Origin of the sequence: Streptomyces longispororuber, assembly GCF_024448165.1 — a bacterium.
Taxonomy (GTDB): Bacteria; Actinomycetota; Actinomycetes; order Streptomycetales; family Streptomycetaceae; genus Streptomyces; species Streptomyces longispororuber_A.
This window is the reverse complement of record NZ_JAMOLN010000057.1, coordinates 22,313-46,215: the sequence shown is the minus strand read 5'-3', so window position 1 is coordinate 46,215 and position 23,903 is coordinate 22,313. Positions and strand designations below refer to the sequence as shown.

Below are 23,903 nucleotides of genomic sequence, written 5' to 3'. Positions count from 1 at the left end.
GCGAAGCTCGCGGGCTGCACCACGTCCACGCGCTCCAGCAGCTCAGAAGCCGCCTCCCCGCGCAGCACGTCCACCAACGACCAGTCGACATACGGCTCAAGCGCAGCCGCACACGCGGCGATCCGGTCCGCGAACACCGGCGACGAGTCGATCAACTCCCGCCCCATGCCCGCCCATTGGGACCCCTGCCCGGGGAACACCCACACGACCTTCCCCGGACCACCGGAGACGCCGACCCGGCCTGTGACCAGCCCGGACGGGGCCTCGCCGCGCGTCAGGGCCCGCAGTCCCGTGGCCGCCTCCTCGGCGGAGTCGGCGACCAGCACCGCGCGCTCCGCCAGCAGCGCCCGGTTCGCGACCAGTGCTCCAGAGACCGCCGCGAGCGACGTGTCCGCGTCGGCGTTCTCCAGCAGGGCCGCGAGCCGCTCGGCCTGCCCCGTCAGGGACGCCTCACTGTGCGCCGACACGACCAACGGCACCGGGCCGTCGGCCTCATACGACTCGGGCCGGGCCGTCGCCGGTCCGTCGTCGGGGGCCTCTTCCAGGATCAGGTGGGCGTTCGTGCCGCTGATGCCGAACGAGGACACGCCCGCCCGGCGCGGACGGTACTCGCGCGGCCAGTCGCGTGCCTCGGTCAGCAGTTCCACCGCACCCGCCGACCAGTCCACCTGGGACGAGGGTGCGTCCACGTGGAGGGTGGGCGGCAGCACGCCGTGGCGCAGTGCCTGCACCATCTTGATGACGCTGGCGACGCCCGCGGCGGCCTGGGTGTGGCCGATGTTCGACTTCAACGAGCCGAGCCACAAAGGCTGTTGGGGGTCGCGGTTCTTGCCGTACGTGGCGAGCAGGGCCTGCGCCTCGATCGGGTCGCCGAGCGCCGTACCGGTGCCGTGGCCCTCCACGACGTCGACGTCGGTCGTGGTGAGTCCGGCGCCGGCCAGGGCCTTGCGGATGACGCGCTGCTGGGACGGGCCGTTGGGGGCCGTGAGGCCGTTGGAGGCGCCGTCCTGGTTGACCGCGCTGCCGCGCAGGACCGCGAGGACCTTGTGGCCTCGTTCGCGGGCCACGGACAGGCGTTCCAGGACGACCAGGCCCACGCCCTCGGCCCAGCCGGTGCCGTCCGCGCCGTCCGCGTACGCCTTGCAGCGGCCGTCGCCCGCCAGGCCGCGCTGGCGCGAGAACTCCACGAAGCTGACGGGGGTCGCCATGACGGTGACTCCGCCGGCCAGTGCCATCGAGCACTCGCCCTGCCGCAGCGACTGCGCGGCCAGGTGCATGGCGACCAGCGACGACGAGCAGGCCGTGTCGACGGTGACGGCCGGGCCCTCGAAGCCGAAGACGTACGAGATGCGGCCGGACGCCACGCTCGACGCGGTGCCCGTGCTGGCGAAGCCCTCCAGTTCCGGGGCGGTGACCCCGGCTCCGTACCCCTGGTTGGAGACGCCGGAGAACACGCCGACGTCGGTGCCCTTCAGGGAGCCGGGGTCGACTCCCGCGCCTTCCAGGGCCTCCCACGAGGTCTCCAGGAGGAGGCGCTGCTGCGGGTCCATGGCGAGGGCCTCGCGCGGCGAGATCCCGAAGAAGCCGGGGTCGAAGGAGCCCGCGCCGCTGACGAAGCCGCCCTGACGGGCGTACGACGTGCCGACGCTGTCCGGGTCGGCGTCGAACAGGCCGTCCAGGTCCCAGCCGCGGTCGTCGGGGAAGTCCGACATGCCCTCGCGGCCCTCGTGCACCAGGCGCCACAGCGACTCGGGGCCGGTCACACCGCCGGGCAGCCGGCACGCCATGCCGACGATCGCGACCGGCTCGTCCGGGTCCGCGACCGCCGTCGCCTGCGTCGTCCTCGCCGTCGTGGCGGCGGCGCCGGACGTCGCCGTGTCCGCGAACTCGTCGCGCAGGTAACCGGCGAGGGCCTGCGGGGTCGGGTAGTCGAAGATCAGGGTCGCCGGGAGCTTGAGGCCGGTCGCCTCGCGCAGCCGGTTGCGCAGTTCGACGGAGGTCAGCGAGTCGAATCCGGCCTCGTTGAACGCCGTGTCCGCCCGTACGCTCCCGGCGCCGCTGTGGCCGAGCACGAGCGCGGCCTGGGTGCGCACGAGGTCGAGGAGCAGTGCCTCGCGCTCGGCCTCGGAGAGGCCGGCGAGGCGGCGCGGCAGGTCGGTGTCCTTGCCGGCCGCGGCCCGCGCCTGTTGGCGGCCCGCCGGCACGAGGGTGCGCAGCAGGTGCGGGACCGGGGTGCCGGAGGCCGCGCCCGCCCGCGCGCCGCGCAGGTCCATCTTGATCGGGACGAGCAGGGGCGGGCCGGACGCGAGGGAGGTGTCGAGCAGTTCCATGCCCTCGGCCGCCGAGATCGCCAGGACGCCGCCGCGGTCGGCGCGCGCCTGGTCGGCGTCGCCGAGGTGGGCGGTCATGCCGGCGTCCTGCTCCCACAGGCCCCAGGCCAGGGAGACGCCGGGCAGTCCGGCCGCGCGGCGGGCGCTCATCAGGCCGTCGAGGAAGGCGTTGGCGGCGGCGTAGTTGCCCTGTCCCGCCGAGCCGAACACGCCCGAGGCGGACGAGAACACGGCGAACGCGTCGAGGTCCAGGTCCCGGGTGAGCGCGTCGAGGTGGCGTACGGCGTCGACCTTCGGCGCGAACACCTTCGCCAGGCGCTCCGGGGTGAGCGCTCCGATCACTCCGTCGTCGAGCACGCCCGCCGTGTGGATGACGCCGCGCAGCGGGTGGGCGGCGGGTATCGAGGCCAGCAGGGCGCTCGCCTGGTCGCGGTCGGAGACGTCGCAGGCCGCGACGGACACGGTCGCGCCGAGGCCGGTCAGTTCGGCGGCCAGTTCCTGGGCGTGGGCGGCGGCCGGGCCGCGGCGGCTGGCGAGGACCAGGTGGCGTACGCCGTGCCGGGTGACGAGGTGGCGGGCCACGAGGGCGCCGAGGGAGCCGGTGCCGCCGGTGACGAGGACCGTGCCGTCCGGGGTGAACCGCGGTGCGTCGGAGGCGGGTCGGGCGGTGGTGCGGGTGAGGCGGGGCGCGGAGAGCGTCCTGCCGCGCACCGCGATCTGCGGTTCGCCGAGGGCGAGGGCGAGGCCGAGCACCGGTACGGCGCCGTCGTCGGCGGCCGGGTCGGTGTCGATCAGGGTGATCCGGTCCGGGTTCTCGGACTGGGCGGCGCGGACCAGGCCCCAGACCGCGGCGCCGGCCGGGTCGGTCACCACGCCGTCGCCGGCGGGCACCGCGCCCCGGGTCGCCACCACGAGCCGCGCCTCGTCCAGACCGTCGGCCGCGAGCCAGGCCTGCACCACGGCCAACACCCGTGAGGCGAGGGCGAGTACGGCATCGTCACCGTCACCGGCCACCGCCTCCAGGACCGCCACCGCCGGTACGTCGGCATCTGCGGCGGCGCCCAGGGCTGTCACGTCCTCGGGTCCGTCCACCGGCACCCACGTCGGTGCGTCGGATGCCAACACCCGCTGATCCAGGGGCAGTTCGGTCCAGTCCACCTGGAACAGGGAGTCGGTCGCCGCCGGGTCCGCCGCCGTCTCCAGCTGTTCGGCGGAGACCGGGCGGGACACCAGGGAGTCCAGGGTGACGACGAGGCCGCCGGTCTCGTCGGCCGCCTCCAGCGCCACGGCGCCGGGCCCGGCGGTGGTCAGCCGGATCCGCAGGGCGGGGGCGCCCGCGGCGTGCAGCTGGAGGCCGTTCCACGCGAACGGCAGGACCGGTGCTCCGGCCGCCCCGTCCTCGTCCTCCGTGTCCGCCGCGTCCGCCTCGGCACCGAACATTCCGGCGTGCAGGGCGGCGTCGAGGAGCGCCGGGTGCAGGCCGAACCGGTCGGCGCTGTCGCGGTGTTCCTCGGGCAGGGCGGCCTCGGCGAAGACCTCGTCGCCGCGCCGCCACACCGCGCGCAGCCCCTGGAAGGAGGGGCCGTAGCCGTAGCCGCGCTCCGAAAGGCCCGGGTAGAAGTCGTCGGTCCCGACGCGCCGGGCGCCGGGCGGCGGCCAGGCGGTGAAGTCGAAGTCGGCGGTGCGGTGGGGCGCGTGGGCGGACAGGGTGCCCGCCGCGTGCCGGGTCCAGGTCTCCTCGTCGCCTGGGGCGTCCTCGCGCAGGGAGTGCACCTCGACGAGGCGGGCGCCGGTGTCGTCCGGGGCGCCCACGGTGACCAGGACGCGTACGCCGCCGCGCTCCGGCACCACCAGCGGCGCCTCGACGACGAGTTCCTCCAGGATCCCGCAGCCGGCCTCGTCACCGGCGCGGACCGCCAGCTCGACGAGTCCCGTGCCGGGGACGAGGACGACGCCGCCGACGGCGTGGTCGGCCAGCCACGGGTGCGTCTTCAGGGACAGCCTTGAGGTGAACAACAGGGTGTCGGCCTGCGGGAGCCGGACCACCGCGCCGAGCAGCGGGTGATCGGCCGCCGTCTGCCCGAGGGAGGCCGCGTCGGTGGCCGCGTCCGCCGTCCTGAGCCAGTAGTGCTCGTGGTCGAAGGCGTACGTCGGCAGGTCGAGGCGCGTGGCAGGTGCGGCGCTCGCGGGCAGGAGGCCGTCCCAGTCCACGGGGGTGCCCCGCACGAACAGTTCGGCGAGCGCGGCGAGCAGGCTCTGCTCCTCCGGGCGGCCGTCGCGCAGCGCCGCCACGCAGGTCGCGTCGGCGCCCGCGGCGGTGGCCGTCTCCTCGACGAGGCCGGTCAGGGCGGCGCCCGGGCCCAGCTCCACGAACAGGGTGCCGCCGAGGCCGACCGCGGCCGCGATGCCGTCGGCGAACCGCACCGGCCTGCGCACGTGGCCCGCCCAGTACTCCGGCGTCGCCAGTTCGCCGGGTTCGGCGAGGCGGCCGGTCACGTTCGAGACGACCGGGATCTGCGGGTCGTGCCACTCCAGCCCGGCCAGTTCCGCGGTGAAGTCGGCCAGCATCGGTTCCATCCGCAGGGAGTGGAACGCGTGCGAGACGGTCAGGCGCTTCGTCTTGCGGCCCTGGTCGCGCAGCTGCTCCGCGGCGGCGACGACGGCGTCCTCGTCGCCGGAGAGGACCACCGACGACGGGCCGTTGACCGCGGCGACCTCGACGCCGTCGCCGAGCAGCCCGGCGACCTCCGCCTCGCTCGCCGCGACCGCGACCATCGCGCCGCCCGGCGGCAGGGCCTGCATCATCCGGCCCCGGGCCGCGACCAGCCGCGCCGCGTCGGCCAGCGACAGGACGCCGGCCGCGTGCGCGGCGGAGATCTCGCCGATGGAGTGGCCGACGACCGCGTCGGGGCGCACGCCCCAGGACTCCACGAGCCGGAACAGGGCGGTCTCGACGGCGAACAGGCCCGCCTGGGTGAAGACCGTCTGGTCCAGGAGCGCCGCGCTGCCGCCCAGCCGGCCGAGGACGACGTCCCGCACCGGGTGGTCGACGCGCCCGGCGAGCGCCGCGTCCAGGTGGGCGCACGCCTCGTCCAGGGCGCGGGCGAACACCGGGTGGCGTTCGTACAGTTCGCTGCCCATGCCGACGCGCTGCGAGCCCTGCCCGGGGAACACCCAGACCGTCTTGCCGGGGCCGCCCGAGCCGGCCGCCCTGCCGGTGACGACACCGGCCGGGCGCTCGCCCCTGGCCAGCGCCGCGAGACCGGTGCGGGCCTCCTCGTCGGAACCGGCCAGGACCACCGCGCGCTCGGGCAGCAGGGCCCGTTGCGCGAGCAGGGCCCGGGCCACGCGCGGCAGCGGCAGCGGCGCCCCCGCAACATCCTCGCCGTGGCTCTCGATGTAGGTGGCGAGCCGCTCGGCCTGTCCGGCCAGGGAGCGCTCGCTGCGCGCGGACACCACCAGGGGCACCACGCCCGTGGGCGCCGGCTCCCCGGAGACCGGCTCCGGAGCGGGTGCCGGCTGCTCGGGGGCCTCTTCCAGGATCAGGTGGGCGTTCGTGCCGCTGATGCCGAACGAGGAGACGCCCGCGCGGCGCGGACGGCCCTCGCTCGGCCAGTCCTTGGCCTCGTTGAGGAGTTCCACCGCGCCGGCCGTCCAGTCGACCTCGGTCGTCGGGACGGCGGCGTGCAGCGTCGGGGGCAGTACGCGGTGCCGCAGCGCCTCGACCATCTTGATGACGCTGGAGACGCCCGCGGCGGCCTGGGTGTGGCCGATGTTCGACTTCAGCGAGCCGAGGTACAGCGGCTTGTGCGGGTCGCGGCCCCGCCCGTACGTGGCGAGCAGCGCCTGCGCCTCGATGGGATCGCCGAGCGCCGTGCCGGTGCCGTGGGCCTCGACGACGTCCACGTCCGCCGGGACCAGTCCCGCGCCGGTCAGCGCCTTGCGGATGACGCGCTGCTGGGACGGACCGTTGGGCGCGGTCAGGCCGTTGGAGGCGCCGTCCTGGTTGACCGCGCTGCCGCGCAGCACCGCGAGGATCTCGTGACCCCGCTCCTGCGCCACCGACAGGCGCTCCAGGACCACCACGCCGGCGCCCTCGGACAGGCCCATGCCGTCCGCGCCGTCCGCGAACGCCTTGCAGCGGCCGTCGGACGCCATGCCCTGCTGCCGGGAGAAGACCACGAACGTGCCGGGGGTCGCCATCACCATCGCGCCGCCGGCCAGGGCCATGGAGCAGTCGCCCTGGCGCAGCGCCTGCGCGGCCAGGTGGATGGCGACCAGCGAGGAGGAGCAGGCGGTGTCCACGGAGACGGCCGGACCCTCGAAGCCGAGGACGTACGAGACGCGGCCCGACGCCACGCTCGACGCCACGCCGGTGCCGGTGAAGCTCTCCAGCTCGGGCGCGACGCCGCCGCTCCCGGACCCGTACCCCTGGCTGGACACCCCGGTGAACACGCCCACGTCGGTGCCCTTGAGCGAGACGGGGTCGATGCCCGCGTGCTCCAGGGCCTCCCAGGAGGTCTCCAGGAGGAGCCGCTGCTGCGGGTCGACGGCGAGGGCCTCGCGCGGCGAGATCCCGAAGAAGCCGGGGTCGAACTCGCCCGCGCCGCGCAGGAATCCGCCCTGGTCGGTGTAGGAGGTACCGGGGTGGTCGGGGTCCGGGTCGAACAGGCCGTCCAGCTCCCAGCCGCGGTCGTCGGGGAACCCGGACACCGCGTCGCCGCCCTCGCGCACCAGCCGCCACAGGTCCGCGGGGCCCGTCACGCCGCCCGGCAGCCGGCAGGCCATGCCCACGACGGCGATCGGCTCGCCCGCGTGCGAGGCCCCCTGCTTGCGCAGGTTGTGCAGTTCGGTGGTGACGCGCTTGAGGGTGTTGAGGAGTTGTTCGTCCGTGGCCATGCGTCAGTCCTCACGAGAATGTTGATGGAGCCGGATGCCCTGTACCGGATTCACACGAGCCCGAGTTCCTCATGGATGAAGTCGAGGACTTCGTCGGCCGACGCGGATTCCAGCTTCTCGGCCACGGTGGAGACGCCCGCCTGCTCGACGACCCCATTACAACGGGCCACCAGGCCCTGAAGACGGAGCGCGATAGTCGCGCTCATGGATTCGTCGAGGCTCACGGAAGCAATCAGCGACTCGACGTCTTCTATCTTTCCGGTGACGCGGGCCAGCACGTCGTCGCCGATGCCGAGTTCACCGCGCAGGTAGCGGGTGAGCACGACCGGGGTCGGCTGGTCGAAGACGAGCGTCGCGGGCAGTTTGAGGCCGGTCGCCTCGCGCAGCCGGTTGCGCAGCTCCACCGACGTGAGCGAGTCGAAGCCGACGTCCTTGAACGCGGTGTCCGGGCGGACGCTCTCCGGACCGCTGTGCCCGAGCACGACCGCGGCCTGGGTGCGCACCAGGTCGAGCAGCAGCGCCTCCTGCTCGTCGTCGGCGAGCCCGGACAGCCTGCGCAGCAGACCGCCGTCCTGCGCGCCGGCCGCGCGGGCCTGCTGCCGGCCGGCCGGTACGAGGGTGCGCAGCAGCGGCGGCACCGTGCCGCCGGCCGACGCGTCGGCGCGCACCGCCCGCAGGTCCAGCTTGACCGGCACGAGCAGCGACTCCGCGGACCCGACGGCCGCGTCGAACAGCTCCATGCCCTCGCCGGGTTCGAGGGCGACGACGCCGTCACGGCTCGTACGGCGGCTCATGCTCACCTGGTCGTCGCTGCTGAGGTGGCTCGTCATGTTGGTGGCGTACGCCCACGTGCCCCAGGACAGGGACAGACCGGGCAGTCCGGCGGCGCGGCGCTTGGCCATCAGGCCGTCCAGGAAGGCGTTGGCGGCGCCGTAGCCGCTGCTGCCCGCGCCCAGGAAGACGGACGAGGCGGAGGAGTAGACGATGAACGCGTCCAGGTCGAGGCCGCGCGTCAGCTCGTCGTAGTGGCGCACGGCGTCGACCTTCGGCGCGAAGACCCGGGCCAGCCGCTCCGGGGTGAGGGTGCCGATGAGCCCCGCCTCGAACACTCCGGCCGTGTGCACCAGAGCGGTCAGCGGGTGCGCCTCCGGAACCGAGGCGAGCAGGGACCGCACCTGGTCACGGTCGGAGACGTCGCAGGCCACGACGGAGACCGTCGCGCCGTGTCCGGTCAGCTCGGCGACCAGGTCCTGCACGCCGTCGGCGTCAGGTCCGCGGCGGCTGGCCAGCACGAGGTGGCGCACGCCGTGTCCGACGACGAGGTGCCGGGCGATGAGCTCGCCGAGCGAGCCGCCGCCCGAGACGAGGACGGTGCCGTCCGCCTTGAAGGGCTTCCCGAACGCCGCGCCGTCGTCGGCGAGTTGAGGAGTCGGGGCGGGGGTGACCCGGGTGAGCCGGGGCACGGAGAGGGTCGTGCCGCGGGCCGCGAGCTGCGGTTCACCGGTGGCGAGGGCCGCGCCCAGAACCCCGTCGACGCCACCTTCATCACCGGTATCGGTGTCGGTGTCGAGCAGGACGATGCGGTCCGGGTTCTCGGCCTGCGCGGCGCGGACGAGACCCCACACCGCCGAACCGGCCGGATCGGTCACCGTGCCGTCGCCCGCGGGCACCGCGCCCCGGGTCACGACGACGAGCCGCGATTCCGCCGGGCCGTCCGCGTCGAGCCAGGCCTGGACGACGCCCAGCACCCGTGCGGACAGGTCGAGCACGGCGCTCGCGCCGTCCCCGCCGACGGCGTCCACGACGGCGACCGCCGGTACCTCGGCGGCCGACGCCGCGACGTCGCCCGCGGTGGCCACCGGCACCCACACCGGGGCATCCGACACACCCTGGGCCTGCGGCAGTTCGGTCCACTCCACGCGGAACAGCGAGTCGGTGGCAGCCGAGTCCGCCGCGGTCTCCAACTGCTCCGCGGACACCGCCCGCGACACCAGCGAGTCCATCGTGACGACCAGCGAGCCCGTCTCGTCCGCCGCGTCGACCGACAGGGCGTCCTGACCGCTCGGCGCGACCCGCACCCGCAGCGCGGAGGCGCCCGAGGCGTGCAGGACCAGACCGTTCCAGGAGAACGCGAGCAGCGGCCGTCCGGCCTCGCCGTCCGCCGCGGCATCGCTCACGGCCCGGAACGAACCGGTCTGCAGCGCCGCGTCGAGGAGGGCGGGGTGGATGCCGAACCGCTCGGCCTCCTTGCGCTGTTCGTCGGGCAGGACGACCTCGGCGAAGACCTCGTCGCCGCGCCGCCACACCGCGCGTACGCCCTGGAAGGAAGGGCCGTAGCCGACGCCGCGTGCGCGCAGCTCGTCGTAGAAGCCGTCGACCTCGGCCGGCTCGGCGCCGGGCGGCGGCCAGGCGGCGAAGTCGAAGTCGGTGGGCGGGTTCGGGGCCGTGGCGGCGAGCGTGGCGGTGGCGTGCCGGGTCCACGGCTGCTCCTCGCCCGCGTCCTCGCGCTGGGAGAAGACCTCGACGGTGCGCGTACCGTGCTCGCCGGGGGCGCCGACGGCGACCTGCAGCCGCACGCCGCCCTGCTCCGGCACCACGAGCGGCGCCTCGATCACGAGTTCCTCCAGGACGCTGCACCCGGCCTCGTCACCGGCGCGCACGGCCAGTTCGACCAGGCCGGTGCCCGGCAGGAGCGGCAGGCCGCCGATGGTGTGGTCGGCGAGCCAGGGATGCGACTTGAGCGACAGCCGCGAGGTGAACACCAGGCCGCCGGACTGCGGCAGGCGGACCAGCGCGCCGAGCAGCGGGTGATCGGTCCCGGCGAGCCCGAGCGAGGCCGCGTCTCCGTCGGTCGCGGTGCCCTGGAGCCAGTAGTGCTGGTGGTCGAAGGCGTACGTGGGGAGGTCGACGCCGACGGTCGTGGTTCCGGCGGGCAGGGTCCCGGTCCAGTCGACGGGGACGCCGCGCACGAACACCTCGGCCATCGAGGCGAGCAGCCGGCGCAGGCCACCGTCGTCGCGGCGCAGCGAGCCGGTCACGACCGTTTCCGTGCCGCTCTCGTCGAGGATCTCGGTGACCGGCTGGACCAGCACCGGGTGGGCGCTGATCTCGATGAAGGTGCGGTGGCCCTGGTCGACCAGGTCGGCGACGGCCGGGCCGAACTTCACCTGGCCGCGCAGATTCCCGTACCAGTAGCCGCCGTTGAGGACGCCTGCGTCCTCGATCCAGCCGCTGGTGACGGTGGAGTAGAAGGGGGTGGTGGGGGCTTGGGCCTCGATGCCGGACAGGGTCTCGGCGAGAGTGGCCTCGATGTCCTCGACGTGGCGGGTGTGGGAGGCGTAGTCCACCGCCACGCGGCGTACGCGAATACCGTCCGCCGTCAGAGAGGCGAGCGCCTCGTCCAGTGCCTCGGCGTCACCCGCGACGACCACGGAGCTCGGGCCGTTGACCGCCGCGACCTCCACCCGGTCCGCCCAGCGTGCGAGACGGCCGACCGCCTCGCCCTCGCTCAGCGCGACCGACGCCATACCGCCGCGACCGGCCAACCGCTCACCGATCGCCTGGCTGCGCAACGCCACCACGCGGGCCGCGTCCTCCAACGACAGCGCACCGGACACGCACGCCGCGGCGATCTCACCCTGCGAGTGGCCCAGCACCGCGTCGAACTCGACACCCGCGGACGCCCAGACCGCGGCAAGGCCCACCATCACGGCGAAGCTCGCGGGCTGGACGACGTCCACGCGCTCCAGCAGCTCGGGAGCCGCCTCCCCGCGCAGCACGTCCACCAGGGACCAGTCGACGTAGGGGGCCAGCGCGGTCGCGCACTCGGCGATCCGCTCCGCGAACACCGGCGACGAATCGAGCAACTCCCGTCCCATGCCAACCCATTGGGACCCCTGCCCGGGGAACACGCCGACGACCTTGCCGGGGCCGGCCGAACCGACGCTTCCGGAGACCAGGTTGGCGCCGCTCTCGCCGCGGGCCAGCGCGCGGAAGGCGGTGAGGGCCTCCTCCTGCGAGTCGGCGACGACCACCGCGCGTTCGGCGAGGACCGCGCGGCCCTTCGCCAGGACGCCCGCGACGTCCGGCAGGGACACCCCGTCGGCGCCCTCGGTGAAGGCCGCGAGCCGCTCGGCCTGGCCCGTGAGCGAGGCGGCGTTGTGCGCGGACACCACGAGCGGCACCATGCCGCCCCGGTCCGCGGCGGGCTCCGGCGCCTCTTCGTCCGGTGCCTCCTCCAGGATCAGGTGGGCGTTCGTGCCGCTCACGCCGAACGAGGAGACACCGGCCCGGCGCGGGCGGCCCGCGCGCGGCCAGTCCCGGGCCTCGGTCAGCAGCTCGACGGCGCCCGCCGACCAGTCGACCTCGGTCGTGGGGACGTCCACGTGCAGCGTGGCCGGCATCGTGCCGTGCCGCAGCACCTCGACCATCTTGATGACGCTGCCGACGCCCGCGGCGGCCTGGGTGTGACCGATGTTCGACTTCAACGAGCCGAGCCACAGAGGCTGTTGGGGGTCACGGTCCTTGCCGTACGTCGCGATGAGCGCCTGCGCCTCGATCGGGTCGCCCAGGGCCGTGCCGGTGCCGTGCGCCTCGACGACGTCGACGTCGGCGGGCGAGAGGCCCGCGTTCGCCAGCGCCTTGCGGATGACGCGCTGCTGCGAAGGCCCGTTCGGCGCCGTCAGACCATTGGACGCGCCGTCCTGGTTCACCGCGCTGCCGCGCAGGACCGCAAGCACCTTGTGGCCTCGTTCGCGCGCCGCGGAAAGGCGTTCCAGGAGGATGACGCCGACGCCTTCGGCGAGGCCCATGCCGTCGGCGCCGTCCGCGAACGCCTTGCAGCGGCCGTCGGCGGCGAGGCCGCGCTGGCGCGAGAACGCCACGAAGTTGCCGGGCGTCGACATCACCATCGCGCCGCCCGCGAGCGCCATGGAGCACTCGCCCTGCCGCAGCGCCTGCGCGGCCAGGTGGATGGCCACCAGGGACGACGAGCACGCCGTGTCCAGGGAGACCGCCGGGCCTTCGAGGCCGAGGACGTACGAGACGCGGCCCGAGGCGACGCTGGTCGAGGCGCCGGTGCCCGCGAAGCCCTCGGACTCCGGGGTGACCACCCCGGCGCCGGCGCCGTAGCCCTGGCCGGAGAGACCGGAGAAGACGCCCACGTCGGTGCCCTTGAGGGAGACCGGGTCGATGCCCGCGCGCTCCAGTGCCTCCCAGGAGGTCTCCAGGAGGAGCCGCTGCTGCGGGTCCATCGCCATCGCCTCGCGCGGCGAGATCCCGAAGAACCCGGCGTCGAACTCGCCGGCGCCGCGCAGGAATCCGCCCTGCGTGACGTACGAGGTGCCGGCCTGGTCCGGGTCGGCGTCGAACAGGGCCTCCAGGTCCCAGCCGCGGTCCTCCGGGAAGGCGTCGACGGCGTCGCCGCCGTCGGCGACCAGTCGCCACAGGTCCTCGGGCGAGGCCACGCCGCCCGGGTACCGGCACGCCATCGCGACGACGGCGATCGGCTCGCGCGCCTGGTCCTGGACCTCGCGCAGCCGCCTGCGGGCGGTGCGGGCGTCGGCGATGGCCCTCTTGAGATAGTCGCGGAGTTCTGCCTCGTCGGCCACTGGATTCAACCCCCAGGAGTGGATGCGTGCGATTGCCGTGAATGGGTGTCCGCACCGTCCGTGCGGGGTCGTACAGGGGTGGTGCGAAGTCGTGCGTGCGTGGGTCCGTGCGGGCGGGCGAGCCACGGTCGGCCCGCCCACCCGCACGGACGCGGCTCAGTCGAGCCGCTCGAAGAGCGCGAACAGCTCCTCGTCGCTGGCGTTCTCCAGGTCCCCCTCGTCGGAGGCGTCGGCACCCGCCGGGCCGTCGGCCGCCTCCTCGGCGGCCCTCAGCAGTTCGCGCAGCCGCGCGGTGATCCGGTCGCGGGCCTCCGCGTCGGGACCCGCGGACTCGATGGCCGCCTCCAGGCCGGCGAGCCCGGCGAGGACCGTGTCGGCGGGCGACGCCTCGTCGACGGCGATCTCGGTCCGCAGGTAGCGGGCGAGCGCCTGCGGCGTCGGGTGGTCGAAGACGAGCGTCGCGGGGAGCTTCAGGCCCGTCGCCTCGCGGAGCCGGTTGCGCAGTTCCACCGAGGTGAGCGAGTCGAACCCGGCCTCGTTGAACGCGGTGTCGGGGCGGACGCTCTCCGGACCGCTGTGCCCGAGCACGACCGCGGCCTGCGCCCGCACCACGTCGAGGAGCAGGGCCTCCTGCTTCGCCGCGGAGAGCCCGGCGAGCCGGTCGGCCAGCTGCCGCCGCTCGCCGCCACCGGCGCCGGCCGACTGCGCCTGCTGCCGGCCGGCGCGGACCAGGCCGCGCAGCAGGTGGGGCACTCCCCCGCCCGCCGCCGCGTCGGCGCGCACCGCGCGCAGGTCCAGCTTGAGCGGGACGAGGAGCGCGTGCCCGGAGCCCAGTGCGGCGTCGAACAGCTCCATGCCCTCGGCGGACGGGAGCGCCAGGACTCCGCCGCGTCCCTCACGCCGGCCCATCCGGGTCCTGGTGACGTCGTCGATGTTCCCCGCCATACCGGTGACCTGCTCCCACGGCCCCCAGGACAGCGAGAGTCCGGGCAGTCCGGCCGCGCGGCGGTGGGCCATGAGGCCGTCGAGGAAGGCGTTGGCGGCGGCGTAGTTGCCGCTGCCCGCGCCCATGAAGACGGACGACGCGGAGGAGTAGACGACGAACGCGTCGAGGTCCAGGTCCCGGGTGAGCGCGTCGAGGTGGCGTACGGCGTCGACCTTCGGCGCGAACACCGTGGCGAGGCGCTCCGGGGTCAGCGCCCCGATCACCCCCGGGTCGAACACGCCGGCCGTGTGCACGACGCCGCGCAGCGGCCGGTCGTGCGCGATCGCGGCCAGCAGCGCCTCGACCTGGGTGCGGTCGGAGACGTCGCAGGCCACGGCGGAGACCGTCGCGCCGAGCCCGGTGAGGTCGGCGACGAGTTCCGGCACGCCGTCCGCGTCGGGTCCGCGGCGGCTGGCGAGGACGAGGTGGCGCACGCCGTTGCGGGCGACCAGTTGCCGGGCCGCGAGGGCGCCGAGCGAGCCGCCGCCCGAGACCAGCACGGTCCCGTCGGTCCTGAACACCTCTGCCGTACGGGCGTCCTCGGCGGCGACCCGGGCGAGCCGGGGCACCGAGAGGACGGTGCCGCGCACCGCGACCTGCGGTTCGCCGCCGGCCAGCACGTCGGCGAGCACGGCGTCGAGCGCCGGTTCCACGCCGCCGTCGGCAGCGGGGTCGGTGTCGAGCAGGACGATCCGGTCCGGGTTCTCGGACTGGGCGGCGCGGACCAGACCCCACACCGCCGAGCCTGCCGGGTCGGTCACCGTGCCGTCGCCCGCGGCCACCGCGCCCCGGGTCACGACCACCAGGCGCGACTCCTCGGCGCCGGAGGCGCCCAGCCATGCCTGGACCACGGCCAACACCCGTGAGGTCAGGGCGAGTACGGCGTCGTCGCCGTCCCCGCCGACGGCCTCCAGGACCACGGCGGCGGGGACGCCGCCGCCCGCGGTCAGGGCGGTCGTGTCGTCGGCCGAGGTCACCGGCACCCACGGCGGCGCGGGCTCGGGGCCCGCTGCCGTGGGCAGTTCGGTCCACTCGACCGCGAACAGCGAGTCCCGGTTCTCCCGCGCGGCCGTGGCGCCCAGCTGCTCGATGGACACGGCGCGCATGACCAGGGCGTCCATCGTCAGGACGGGGCTGCCGGTGTCGTCGGCCGCCGCGACCGTCAGCGCGTCCGCGCCGTCCGGTGCGACCCGCACGCGCAGCGCCGAGGCGCCCGCGGCGTGCAGGACGAGACCGTTCCAGGAGAAGGGCATCACGGGCTGCCCGGCCGACTCGTCGTCGGGGGCGTCGGCCGTGGCGAACGTCCCGGCCTGGAGGGCCGCGTCGAGCAGTGCGGGGTGCAGGCCGAAGCCGCCGGCCTGCTTGCGCTCGTCGTCGGGCAGGGCGACCTCGGCGAAGAGTTCGTCGCCGCGCCGCCACACGGCGCGTACGCCCTGGAAGACGGGACCGTAGGCGTAGCCGCGCTCCAGGAGCCCTTCGTACAACTCGGCGGTGTCCAGCTCCACTTGCTCGGCGCCGGGCGGGGGCCAGGCGGCGAAGTCGAAGTCCGTGGGCGGGTTGCCGGCCGTGGCCGAGAGGAGTCCGGTGGCGTGCCGGGTCCACGTCTCGCCGCTGCCGTCACCGTCGGGGGCGTCCTCGCGCTGCGAGTAGATCTCCAGGGTGCGCGTGCCGTTCTCGTCCGGGCCGCCGACGGCGACCTGGACGCGTACGCCGCCCTGTTCCGGCACCACGAGGGGCGCCTCGGTCACCAGCTCGTCGAGCACCCCGCACCCGGCCTCGTCACCGGCCCGCACGGCGAGTTCCACCAGGCCGGTGGCCGGGATCAGGACCAGACCGCCGACCACGTGATCGCCCAGCCACGGATGCGACTTGAGCGACAGCCGCGAGGTGAAGACCAGGCCGTCGGACTGCGGCAGCCGGACCATCGCGCCGAGCAGCGGGTGGTCGGTCCCGGCGAGTCCGAGGGACTTCGCGTCGGTCTGGTCGGGGGTCGTGTGCAGCCAGAAGTGCTGGTGGTCGAAGGCGTACGTCGGCAGGTCGAGCCGCGCCTGCCCGGCCGGGAGCACACCGCTCCAGTCCACGGGGACGCCGTGCACGAACAGCTCGGCCATCGAGGCGAGCAGCCTGCGCAGACCGCCCTCCTGGCGGCGCAGCGAACCGGTCACGACGGTGCCGGCGTCCGCGTCCGTGCCGTCGAGGATCTCGTTGACCGGCTGGACCAGCACCGGGTGGGAGCTGATCTCGACGAACGCGCCGTGCCCCTGCCCGACCAGGTCCGCGACGGCCGGGCCGAACTTCACCTGGCCGCGCAGGTTCCGGTACCAGTAGCCGCCGTCCAGGACGCCGGCCTCGTCCACCCAGCCGCTGGTGACGGTGGAGTAGAAGGGCACGAGCGGTGCCTGGGCGCTGATCGCCGACAGGGTCTCGGCGAGAGTGCTCTGGATGTCTTCGACGTGGCGGGTGTGCGAGGCGTAGTCCACGGCGATGCGGCGGACGCGGACACCGTCCGCCGTCAGGGCGGCCAGGGCCTCGTCCAGGGCTTCGGCGTCACCGGCGACGACCACGGAGGTCGGGCCGTTGACGGCCGCGACCTCGACCCGGTCCGCCCAGCGCACGAGCCGGGCCACCGCCTCGTCCTCGCTCAGCGCCACCGACGCCATGCCACCCCGACCTGCCAACCGCTCACCGATCGCCTGGCTGCGCAGCGCCACCACCCGGGCCGCGTCCTCCAGCGACAACGCACCGGACACGCACGCCGCAGCGATCTCGCCCTGCGAGTGACCGACCACGGCGTCCGGCAGGACACCCACCGACGACCACACAGCCGCCAGACCGACCATCACGGCGAAGCTCGCGGGCTGCAGCACGTCCACGCGCTCCAGCAGCTCGGGAGCCGCCTCCCCACGCAGCACGTCCACCAGCGACCAGTCGACGTACGGGCTGAGCGCGGTCGCGCACTCGGCGATCCGCTCCGCGAACACCGGCGACGAATCGAGCAACTCCCTGCCCATACCGGCCCATTGAGACCCCTGACCGGGGAAGACCCACACGACCTTCCCCGCAGCCCCGGACGCGGAACCGGACCCCGCCCCGGCCACGACCCCGGCCGCGCTCTCGCCGCGAGCCAGCGCCCGCAACCCGGCCAGCGCCTCCTCGCCAGAGCCGGCCACGACCACGGCCCGCTCCCCCAGCAGGGTGCGCCCGGAGACGAGCGACCCGGCCAGCGACGCGAGGGATGCCTCGCCCGCGTCGGACTCCACGAAGGCTGCGAGGCGCTCGGCCTGGCCCGCCAGCGAGGCGGCGCTGCGCGCCGACACCACGAGCGGCACCACGTCCGCGGACACCAGCGGCTGCGAGGTCTCCTCGGTGGCCGTCGCGTCGTCGTCCGGGGCCTCCTCCAGGATGAGGTGGGCGTTCGTGCCGCTGACGCCGAAGGACGACACGCCGGCCCGGCGGAGCGTGCCGGTGCGCGGCCAGTCGCGCGCCTCGGTCAGCAGCTCCACCGCGCCCGCGGTCCAGTCGACCTGCGCCGTGCGCCGGTCGGCGTGGAGCGTCGGCGGCAGGACGCCGTGCCGCAGCGCCTGCACCATCTTGATGACGCTGGCGACGCCGGACGCGGCCTGCGCGTGCCCGATGTTCGACTTCAACGAGCCGAGCCACAGAGGCTGTTGGGGGTCGCGGTCCTTGCCGTATGTGGCGAGCAGTGCCTGCGCCTCGATGGGATCGCCGAGCGCCGTGCCGGTGCCGTGTCCCTCGACGACGTCGACGTCGGCGGGCGACAGGCCCGCGTTCGCCAGCGCCTTGCGGATCACGCGCTGCTGGGACGGGCCGTTCGGCGCCGTCAGACCGTTGGAGGCGCCATCCTGGTTCACCGCGCTGCCGCGCAGCACCGCGAGCACCTTGTGGCCTCGCTCCCGGGCCACGGACAGGCGCTCCAGGAGCACGACGCCGACGCCCTCGGACAGGCCCATGCCGTCCGCGCCGTCCGCGAACGCCTTGGACCGGCCGTCACCGGCCAGGCCGCGCTGGCGCGAGAACGCCATGAACGTGGCGGGGGTCGCCATCACCATCGCCCCGCCGGCCAGCGCCATCGAGCACTCTCCCTGGCGCAGCGCCTGCGCGGCCAGGTGCATCGCCACGAGCGAGGACGAGCAGGCGGTGTCGATCGACACGGCCGGGCCCTCGAAGCCGAAGACGTACGAGACCCGGCCCGACGCCACGCTCGACGCGAGGCCCGTGCCCGCGAAACCCTCCACCTCGGGGGCGATGGTGCCGGTGCCGTAGCCCTGTCCCGAGACGCCGGAGAACACGCCGACGTCCGTGCCCTTGAGCGCGAACGGGTCGATGCCCGCGCCCTCCATGGCCTCCCACGACGTCTCCAGGAGGAGCCGCTGCTGCGGGTCCATGGCGAGGGCCTCGCGCGGCGAGATCCCGAAGAAGCCGGGGTCGAACAGGCCCGCGCCGCGCAGGAATCCGCCCTGGCTGACGTACGAGGTCCCGGCGTGGTCCGGGTCCGGGTCGAACAGGCCGTCCAGGTCCCAGCCGCGGTCCTCGGGGAAGTCGGAGATCGCGTCGACCCCGTCGACGACGAGCTTCCACAGCTCGTCCGGCGAGGTGACGCCGCCCGGCAGCCGGCAGGCCATGCCGACGACGGCCAGCGGCTCGTCCGTGTCGACGGTGCCGGTGACGGCGGGCCGCGCCTCGGGCTCGGGCGCCGCGACCTCGTCGAACTCGCCGCGCAGATAGCGGGCGAGGACCAGCGGGCTCGGGTAGTCGAAGACGAGCGTCGGGGGCAGTTTGAGGCCGGTCGCCTCGCGCAGCCGGTTGCGCAGTTCCACCGAGGTCAGCGAGTCGAACCCGGCCTCGTTGAACGCGGTGTCCGGGCGGATGGCGCCCGCGCCGCTGTGGCCGAGGACGACGGCGGCCTGGGTGCGCACCAGGTCGAGCAGCAGTTCCTCCTGCGCGGCGGCCGTGAGCCCGGCCAGCCGGTCGGACAGCTGCCGCTCCCCCGCACCGCTCGCGGCGCGGGCCTGCTGCCGGCCGGCCTTGACCAGACCGCGCAGCAGGTGCGGCACCGTGGCGCCGGCCGACGCGTCGGCCCGTACGCCCTTCAGGTCGAGCTTGACCGGGACGAGGAGTGCCTGGTCGGAGGCGAGGGAGAGGTCGAACAGGTCCATGCCCTCGGCCGCGGATATCTCCAGGACACCGCTGCGGCCGGCCCGTGCCTGGTCGACGGCGCTGAGGTGGCCCGCCATGCCGAGGGACTGCTCCCACAGGCCCCAGGCCAGGGACAGTCCGGGCAGTCCCGCGGCGCGGCGGGCGCTCATCAGGCCGTCCAGGAAGGCGTTGGCGCCCGAGTAGTTGCCCTGGCCCGCTCCGCCGGAGAGCCCGGCCACGGACGAGTAGACGACGAACGCGTCGAGGCCGAGGCCGCGGGTCAGTTCGTCGAGGTGGCGTACGGCGTCGGCCTTCGGCGCGTACACCTTGGCGAGGCGCTCGGGGGTGAGGTCCGCGATCAGTCCGTCGTCGAAGACGCCGGCCGTGTGCACGACGCCCCGCAGGTCGGGCACGGAGGCGAGCAGGTCCGCGAGCCGGGACCGGTCGGAGACGTCGCAGGCGACGACCGACACGTCCGCACCGGCCTCGACGAGTTCGGCCGTCAACTCGCTCACGCCGTCGGCCTCTTGACCCCGGCGGCTGGCGAGGACCAGCTGTCGTACGCCGTGCCGGGTGACCAGGTGCCGGGCCACGACGCCGCCGAGCGAACCGCCGCCGGAGATCAGGACGGTGCCGTCGGGGCCGAACGTCGCGGGCCGGTCGGCGGTGCCGCCCGTGGGGCGGGCGAGCCGGGGGATCGACATGGCCGAGTCGCGGATGGCGATCTGGGGCTCGGCGGTGGCCGTCACGGGGCCGAGGACGTAGTCGATGACCGAGTCCACGCCGCCGTCGGCGGTGGGGTCGGTGTCGAGGAGGACGAGCCGGTCGGGGCTCTCGGACTGGGCGGCGCGGACGAGTCCCCACACCGCGGATCCGGCCGGGTCGGTCACCGCGGTCCCGCCCGCTGCCACGGCCCCGCGGGTCGCGACGACGAGCGTCGACTCCTCCAGCGCGTCCGCGGCCAGCCAGGCCTGCACGACGCTCAACACCCGTGCGGACAGGGCGAGTACGGCGTCCGCGGAGTCCTCGGAGTCCCCGCCGACGGCTTCCAGGACGGCGACGGCGGGTGCGGCGCCGCTCGCGGCCACGGCCGCCACGTCCTCGGCCGACGACACGGGCAGCCAGGACGGTGGCAGGTCCGAGTCGGGCGGCGCGGGCAGCTCGGTCCACTCCAGCCGGAAGAGCGCGTTGGCGATCGCCGCGTCGACCGGGGTCTCCAGCTGCTCGGCGGAGACGGCCCGGGACACGAGCGAGTCCAGCGTCACCACCAGACCGCCGGCCTCGTCGGCCGCCCGGACGGACAGCGCGTCCGGCCCGTTCGGCGCGATGCGCACGCGCAGCGCGGCGGCGCCCGAGGCGTGCAGCACCAGACCGTTCCACGCGAAGGCCAGGACCGGCGCCGCGGACTCGTCCGCCGTGTTCCCGATCGTGGCGGCCTGCAGAGCGGCGTCGAGCAGGGCGGGGTGGACGCCGAACTTGCCTGCGTCCGTGCGGAGTTCGTCGGGCAGGGCGACCTCGGCGAAGACCTCGTCGCCGCGCCGCCACACCGCGCGTACGCCCTGGAAGGCGGGGCCGTAGCCGTAGCCGCGGTCCACCAGGTCGGCGTAGAAGTCGCCGACCTCGACCTGCTCGGCACCGGCCGGCGGCCAGGCGACGAAGTCGGCGTCGACGTCGGTGCCGGTGCCGGTGTCCTGCTCGGAAGGCGCGGGCGACAGGGTGCCGGTGGCGTGCCGGGTCCACGTCTCGCCGCTGCCGTCGCCGCCGTCGTCGGGGGCGTCCTCGCGCTGGGAGTAGATCTCCACGGTCCGCGAGCCGCTGTCGTCAGGGCTGCCCACGGCGACCTGGACGCGTACGCCGCCTTGCTGGGGCACCACGAGCGGCGCCTCGATCACGAGCTCTTCCAGCGCGCCGCACTCCGCCTCGTCACCGGCGCGCACGGCCAGCTCGACCAGACCGGAACCGGGGAGGATGACGACGCCGCCGACGGCGTGATCGGCCAGCCAGGCATGCGACTTGAGCGACAGCCGCGAGGTGAAGACCAGGCCGCCGGACTGCGGCAGCCGCACCACGGCGCCGAGCAGCGGGTGCCCGGCGGTCGCCTGCCCGAGGGACGCGGCGTCGGTCGCCGTCTCCGTCTCGTGCAGCCAGTAGTGCTGGTGGTCGAAGGCGTACGTGGGAAGGTCGACGCGCGCCGCCGTGGCTCCGGTGGTTGCGGCGGGCAGGATGCCCGTCCAGTCGACCCGGACGCCGCGCACGAACACCTCGGCCATCGACGTCAGCAGCCGGCGCAGGCCACCGTCGTCGCGGCGCAGCGAGCCGGTCACGACGGTGCCCGTGCCGCTCTCGTCGAGGATCTCGGTGACCGGCTGGACGAGGACGGGGTGGGCGCTGATCTCGATGAAGGTGCCGTGACCTTGACGGACGAGGTCGGCGACGGCAGGGCCGAACTTCACCTGGCCGCGCAGATTCCCGTACCAGTAGCCGCCGTTGAGGACTCCCGCGTCCTCGATCCAGCCGCTGGTGACGGTGGAGTAGAAGGGGGTGGTGGGGGCTTGGGCCTCGATGCCGGACAGGGTCTCGGCGAGGGTGGCCTCGATGTCCTCGACGTGGCGGGTGTGCGAGGCGTAGTCCACCGCAACCCGGCGGACGCGGATGCCGTCCGCCGTCAGGGCGGCCAGGGCCTCGTCCAGCGCTTCGGCGTCACCCGCGACGACCACGGAGGTCGGGCCGTTGACGGCCGCGACCTCGACGCGGTCCGCCCAGCGCTCCAGCCGGGTCACCGCCTCGCCCTCGCTCAGCGCGACCGACGCCATGCCACCCCGACCTGCGAGGGCGGCGGCGATGGCCTGGCTGCGCAGGGCGACCACCCGGGCCGCGTCCTCCAACGACAGCGCACCAGAGACGCAGGCCGCCGCGATCTCACCCTGCGAGTGGCCCAGCACCGCGTCGGGCCTGACCCCGGCCGAGGACCACACCGCGGCAAGGCCCACCATCACGGCGAAGCTCGCGGGCTGGACGACGTCCACGCGGTCGAGAAGTTCAGGTGCGGCGTCGCCGCGCAGTACGTCCACCAGTGACCAGTCGACGTACGGAGCGAGCGCGGTCGCGCATTCGGTGATGCGGTCCGCGAAGACCGGCGAGGAGTCGAGCAGCTCCCGGCCCATGCCCGCCCATTGGGAACCCTGGCCGGGGAACACCCACACGACCTTCCCGGCCGTCCCGGTACCGGCGACGACTCCGGCCGCGCTCTCCCCCTGGGCCAAGGCCCGCAGCCCGGCCAGCGCCTCCTCCCCCGACCCGGCCACCACGACCGCGCGGTCGGTGAGCAGGGCCCGCTGGGAGACCAGGGACCCGGCCAGCGCCGCCAGCGGGGCGCCACCGGCTCCGGACTCCACGAAGGCGGCGAGGCGCTCGGCCTGGCCCGCCAGCGAGGCGGTGCTGCGCGCGGACACCACGAGCGGCACCGCACCACCCTGGTCCGCGACGGGCTCGGGCGCCTCCTCGGCGGGCGCCTCCTCGGCGGGCGCCTCCTCCAGGATCAGGTGGGCGTTCGTGCCGCTCACGCCGAACGCGGAGACGCCCGCGCGGCGCGGGCGGCCGTCGGACGGCCAGTCGCGGGCCTCGGTCAGCAGCTCCACCGCGCCCGCCGACCAGTCGACCTGGGAGGTCGGGGCGTCGACGTGCAGGGTCGCGGGCATCACGCCGTTCCGCAGCGCCTGCACCATCTTGATGACACCGGCGACACCGGCGGCGCCCTGCGTGTGCCCGATGTTCGACTTCAACGAGCCGAGCCACAAAGGCTGTTGGGGATCGCGGTCCTTGCCGTACGTGGCGAGCAGCGCCTGCGCCTCGATCGGGTCGCCGAGGACGGTGCCCGTGCCGTGGCCCTCCACGACGTCCACGTCCGAGGCGGCGAGACCGGCGTTGGCCAGCGCCCCGCGGATCACACGCTGCTGGGCGGGGCCGTTGGGGGCGGTCAGACCGTTGGACGCGCCGTCCTGGTTGACGGCGGAGCCGCGCAGCACGGCGAGGATCTTGTGGCCGCGTTCGCGGGCGACAGACAGCCGCTCCAGGACGACGACGCCGACGCCCTCGGCCCAGCCGGTGCCGTCGGCGGCGTCCGCGTACGCCTTGCAGCGGCCGTCGGTGGCGAGGCCGCGCTGGCGCGAGAACTCCACGAAGGCACCGGGGTTGGCCATGACGGTCGCGCCGCCGGCGAGCGCCATCGAGCACTCGCCCTGCCGCAGCGACTGCGCGGCCAGGTGCATGGCGACCAGGGACGACGAGCACGCCGAGTCGATGGTGACGGCCGGGCCCTCGAAGCCGAGGACGTACGAGACCCGGCCCGACGCCACGCTCGTGGAACCGCCCGTGCCCGCGAAGCCCTCCAGCTCGGGCGTCACCACGCTGGCGCCGGGCGCGACGTAGCCCTGGCCGAAGAGTCCGGTGAACACGCCGACGTCGGCGCCCTTCAGCGAGACCGGGTCGATGCCCGCGCTCTCCAGCGCCTCCCACGACGATTCGAGGAGGAGCCGCTGCTGCGGGTCCATGGCGAGGGCCTCGCGCGGCGAGATCCCGAAGAAGCCGGCGTCGAACAGACCGGCCTCGTGGAGGAAGCCGCCCCGGTCGGTGTAGGAGGTGCCCGCGCGCTCGGGGTCGGAGTCGAAGAGTCCTTCCAGGTCCCAGCCGCGGTCCTCCGGGAAGCCGGTGACGGCGTCGCCGCCGTCCCGGACGAGCCGCCACAGGTCCTCGGGACCCGCGACCCCGCCCGGCAGCCGGCAGGCCATGCCCACCACGGCCACCGGCTCGCGGGAAGCGTCGATGAGCCGGCGGTTCTGCTGCTTGAGCGAACCGACCTCCTCGAGCGAAGCCCGTAGCGCCTCGACGACCTTTTCGTACGACGCACTCACTTGAGTTCCCCAA

General features: G+C 74.8%; 2 protein-coding genes and 1 pseudogene. All 3 read right to left on the bottom strand.

Going from position 1 to position 23,903, the window contains the following annotated elements:
• Positions 1-7,229: type I polyketide synthase (locus M4J07_RS18090; protein ID WP_255973122.1), on the bottom strand; the 7,229-nt coding region annotated here is incomplete at its 3' end.
• Positions 7,230-7,279: 50 nt separating this feature from the next.
• Positions 7,280-12,808: pseudogene (locus M4J07_RS18085) on the bottom strand (SDR family NAD(P)-dependent oxidoreductase); the annotation flags it as partial.
• A gap of 186 nt (positions 12,809-12,994) precedes the next feature.
• Complete coding sequence (locus tag M4J07_RS18080) at positions 12,995-23,890, bottom strand: type I polyketide synthase (RefSeq protein ID WP_255973118.1); 10,896 nt, start codon at positions 23,888-23,890, stop codon at positions 12,995-12,997.
• Between the last annotated feature and the right edge of the window lie 13 nt (positions 23,891-23,903).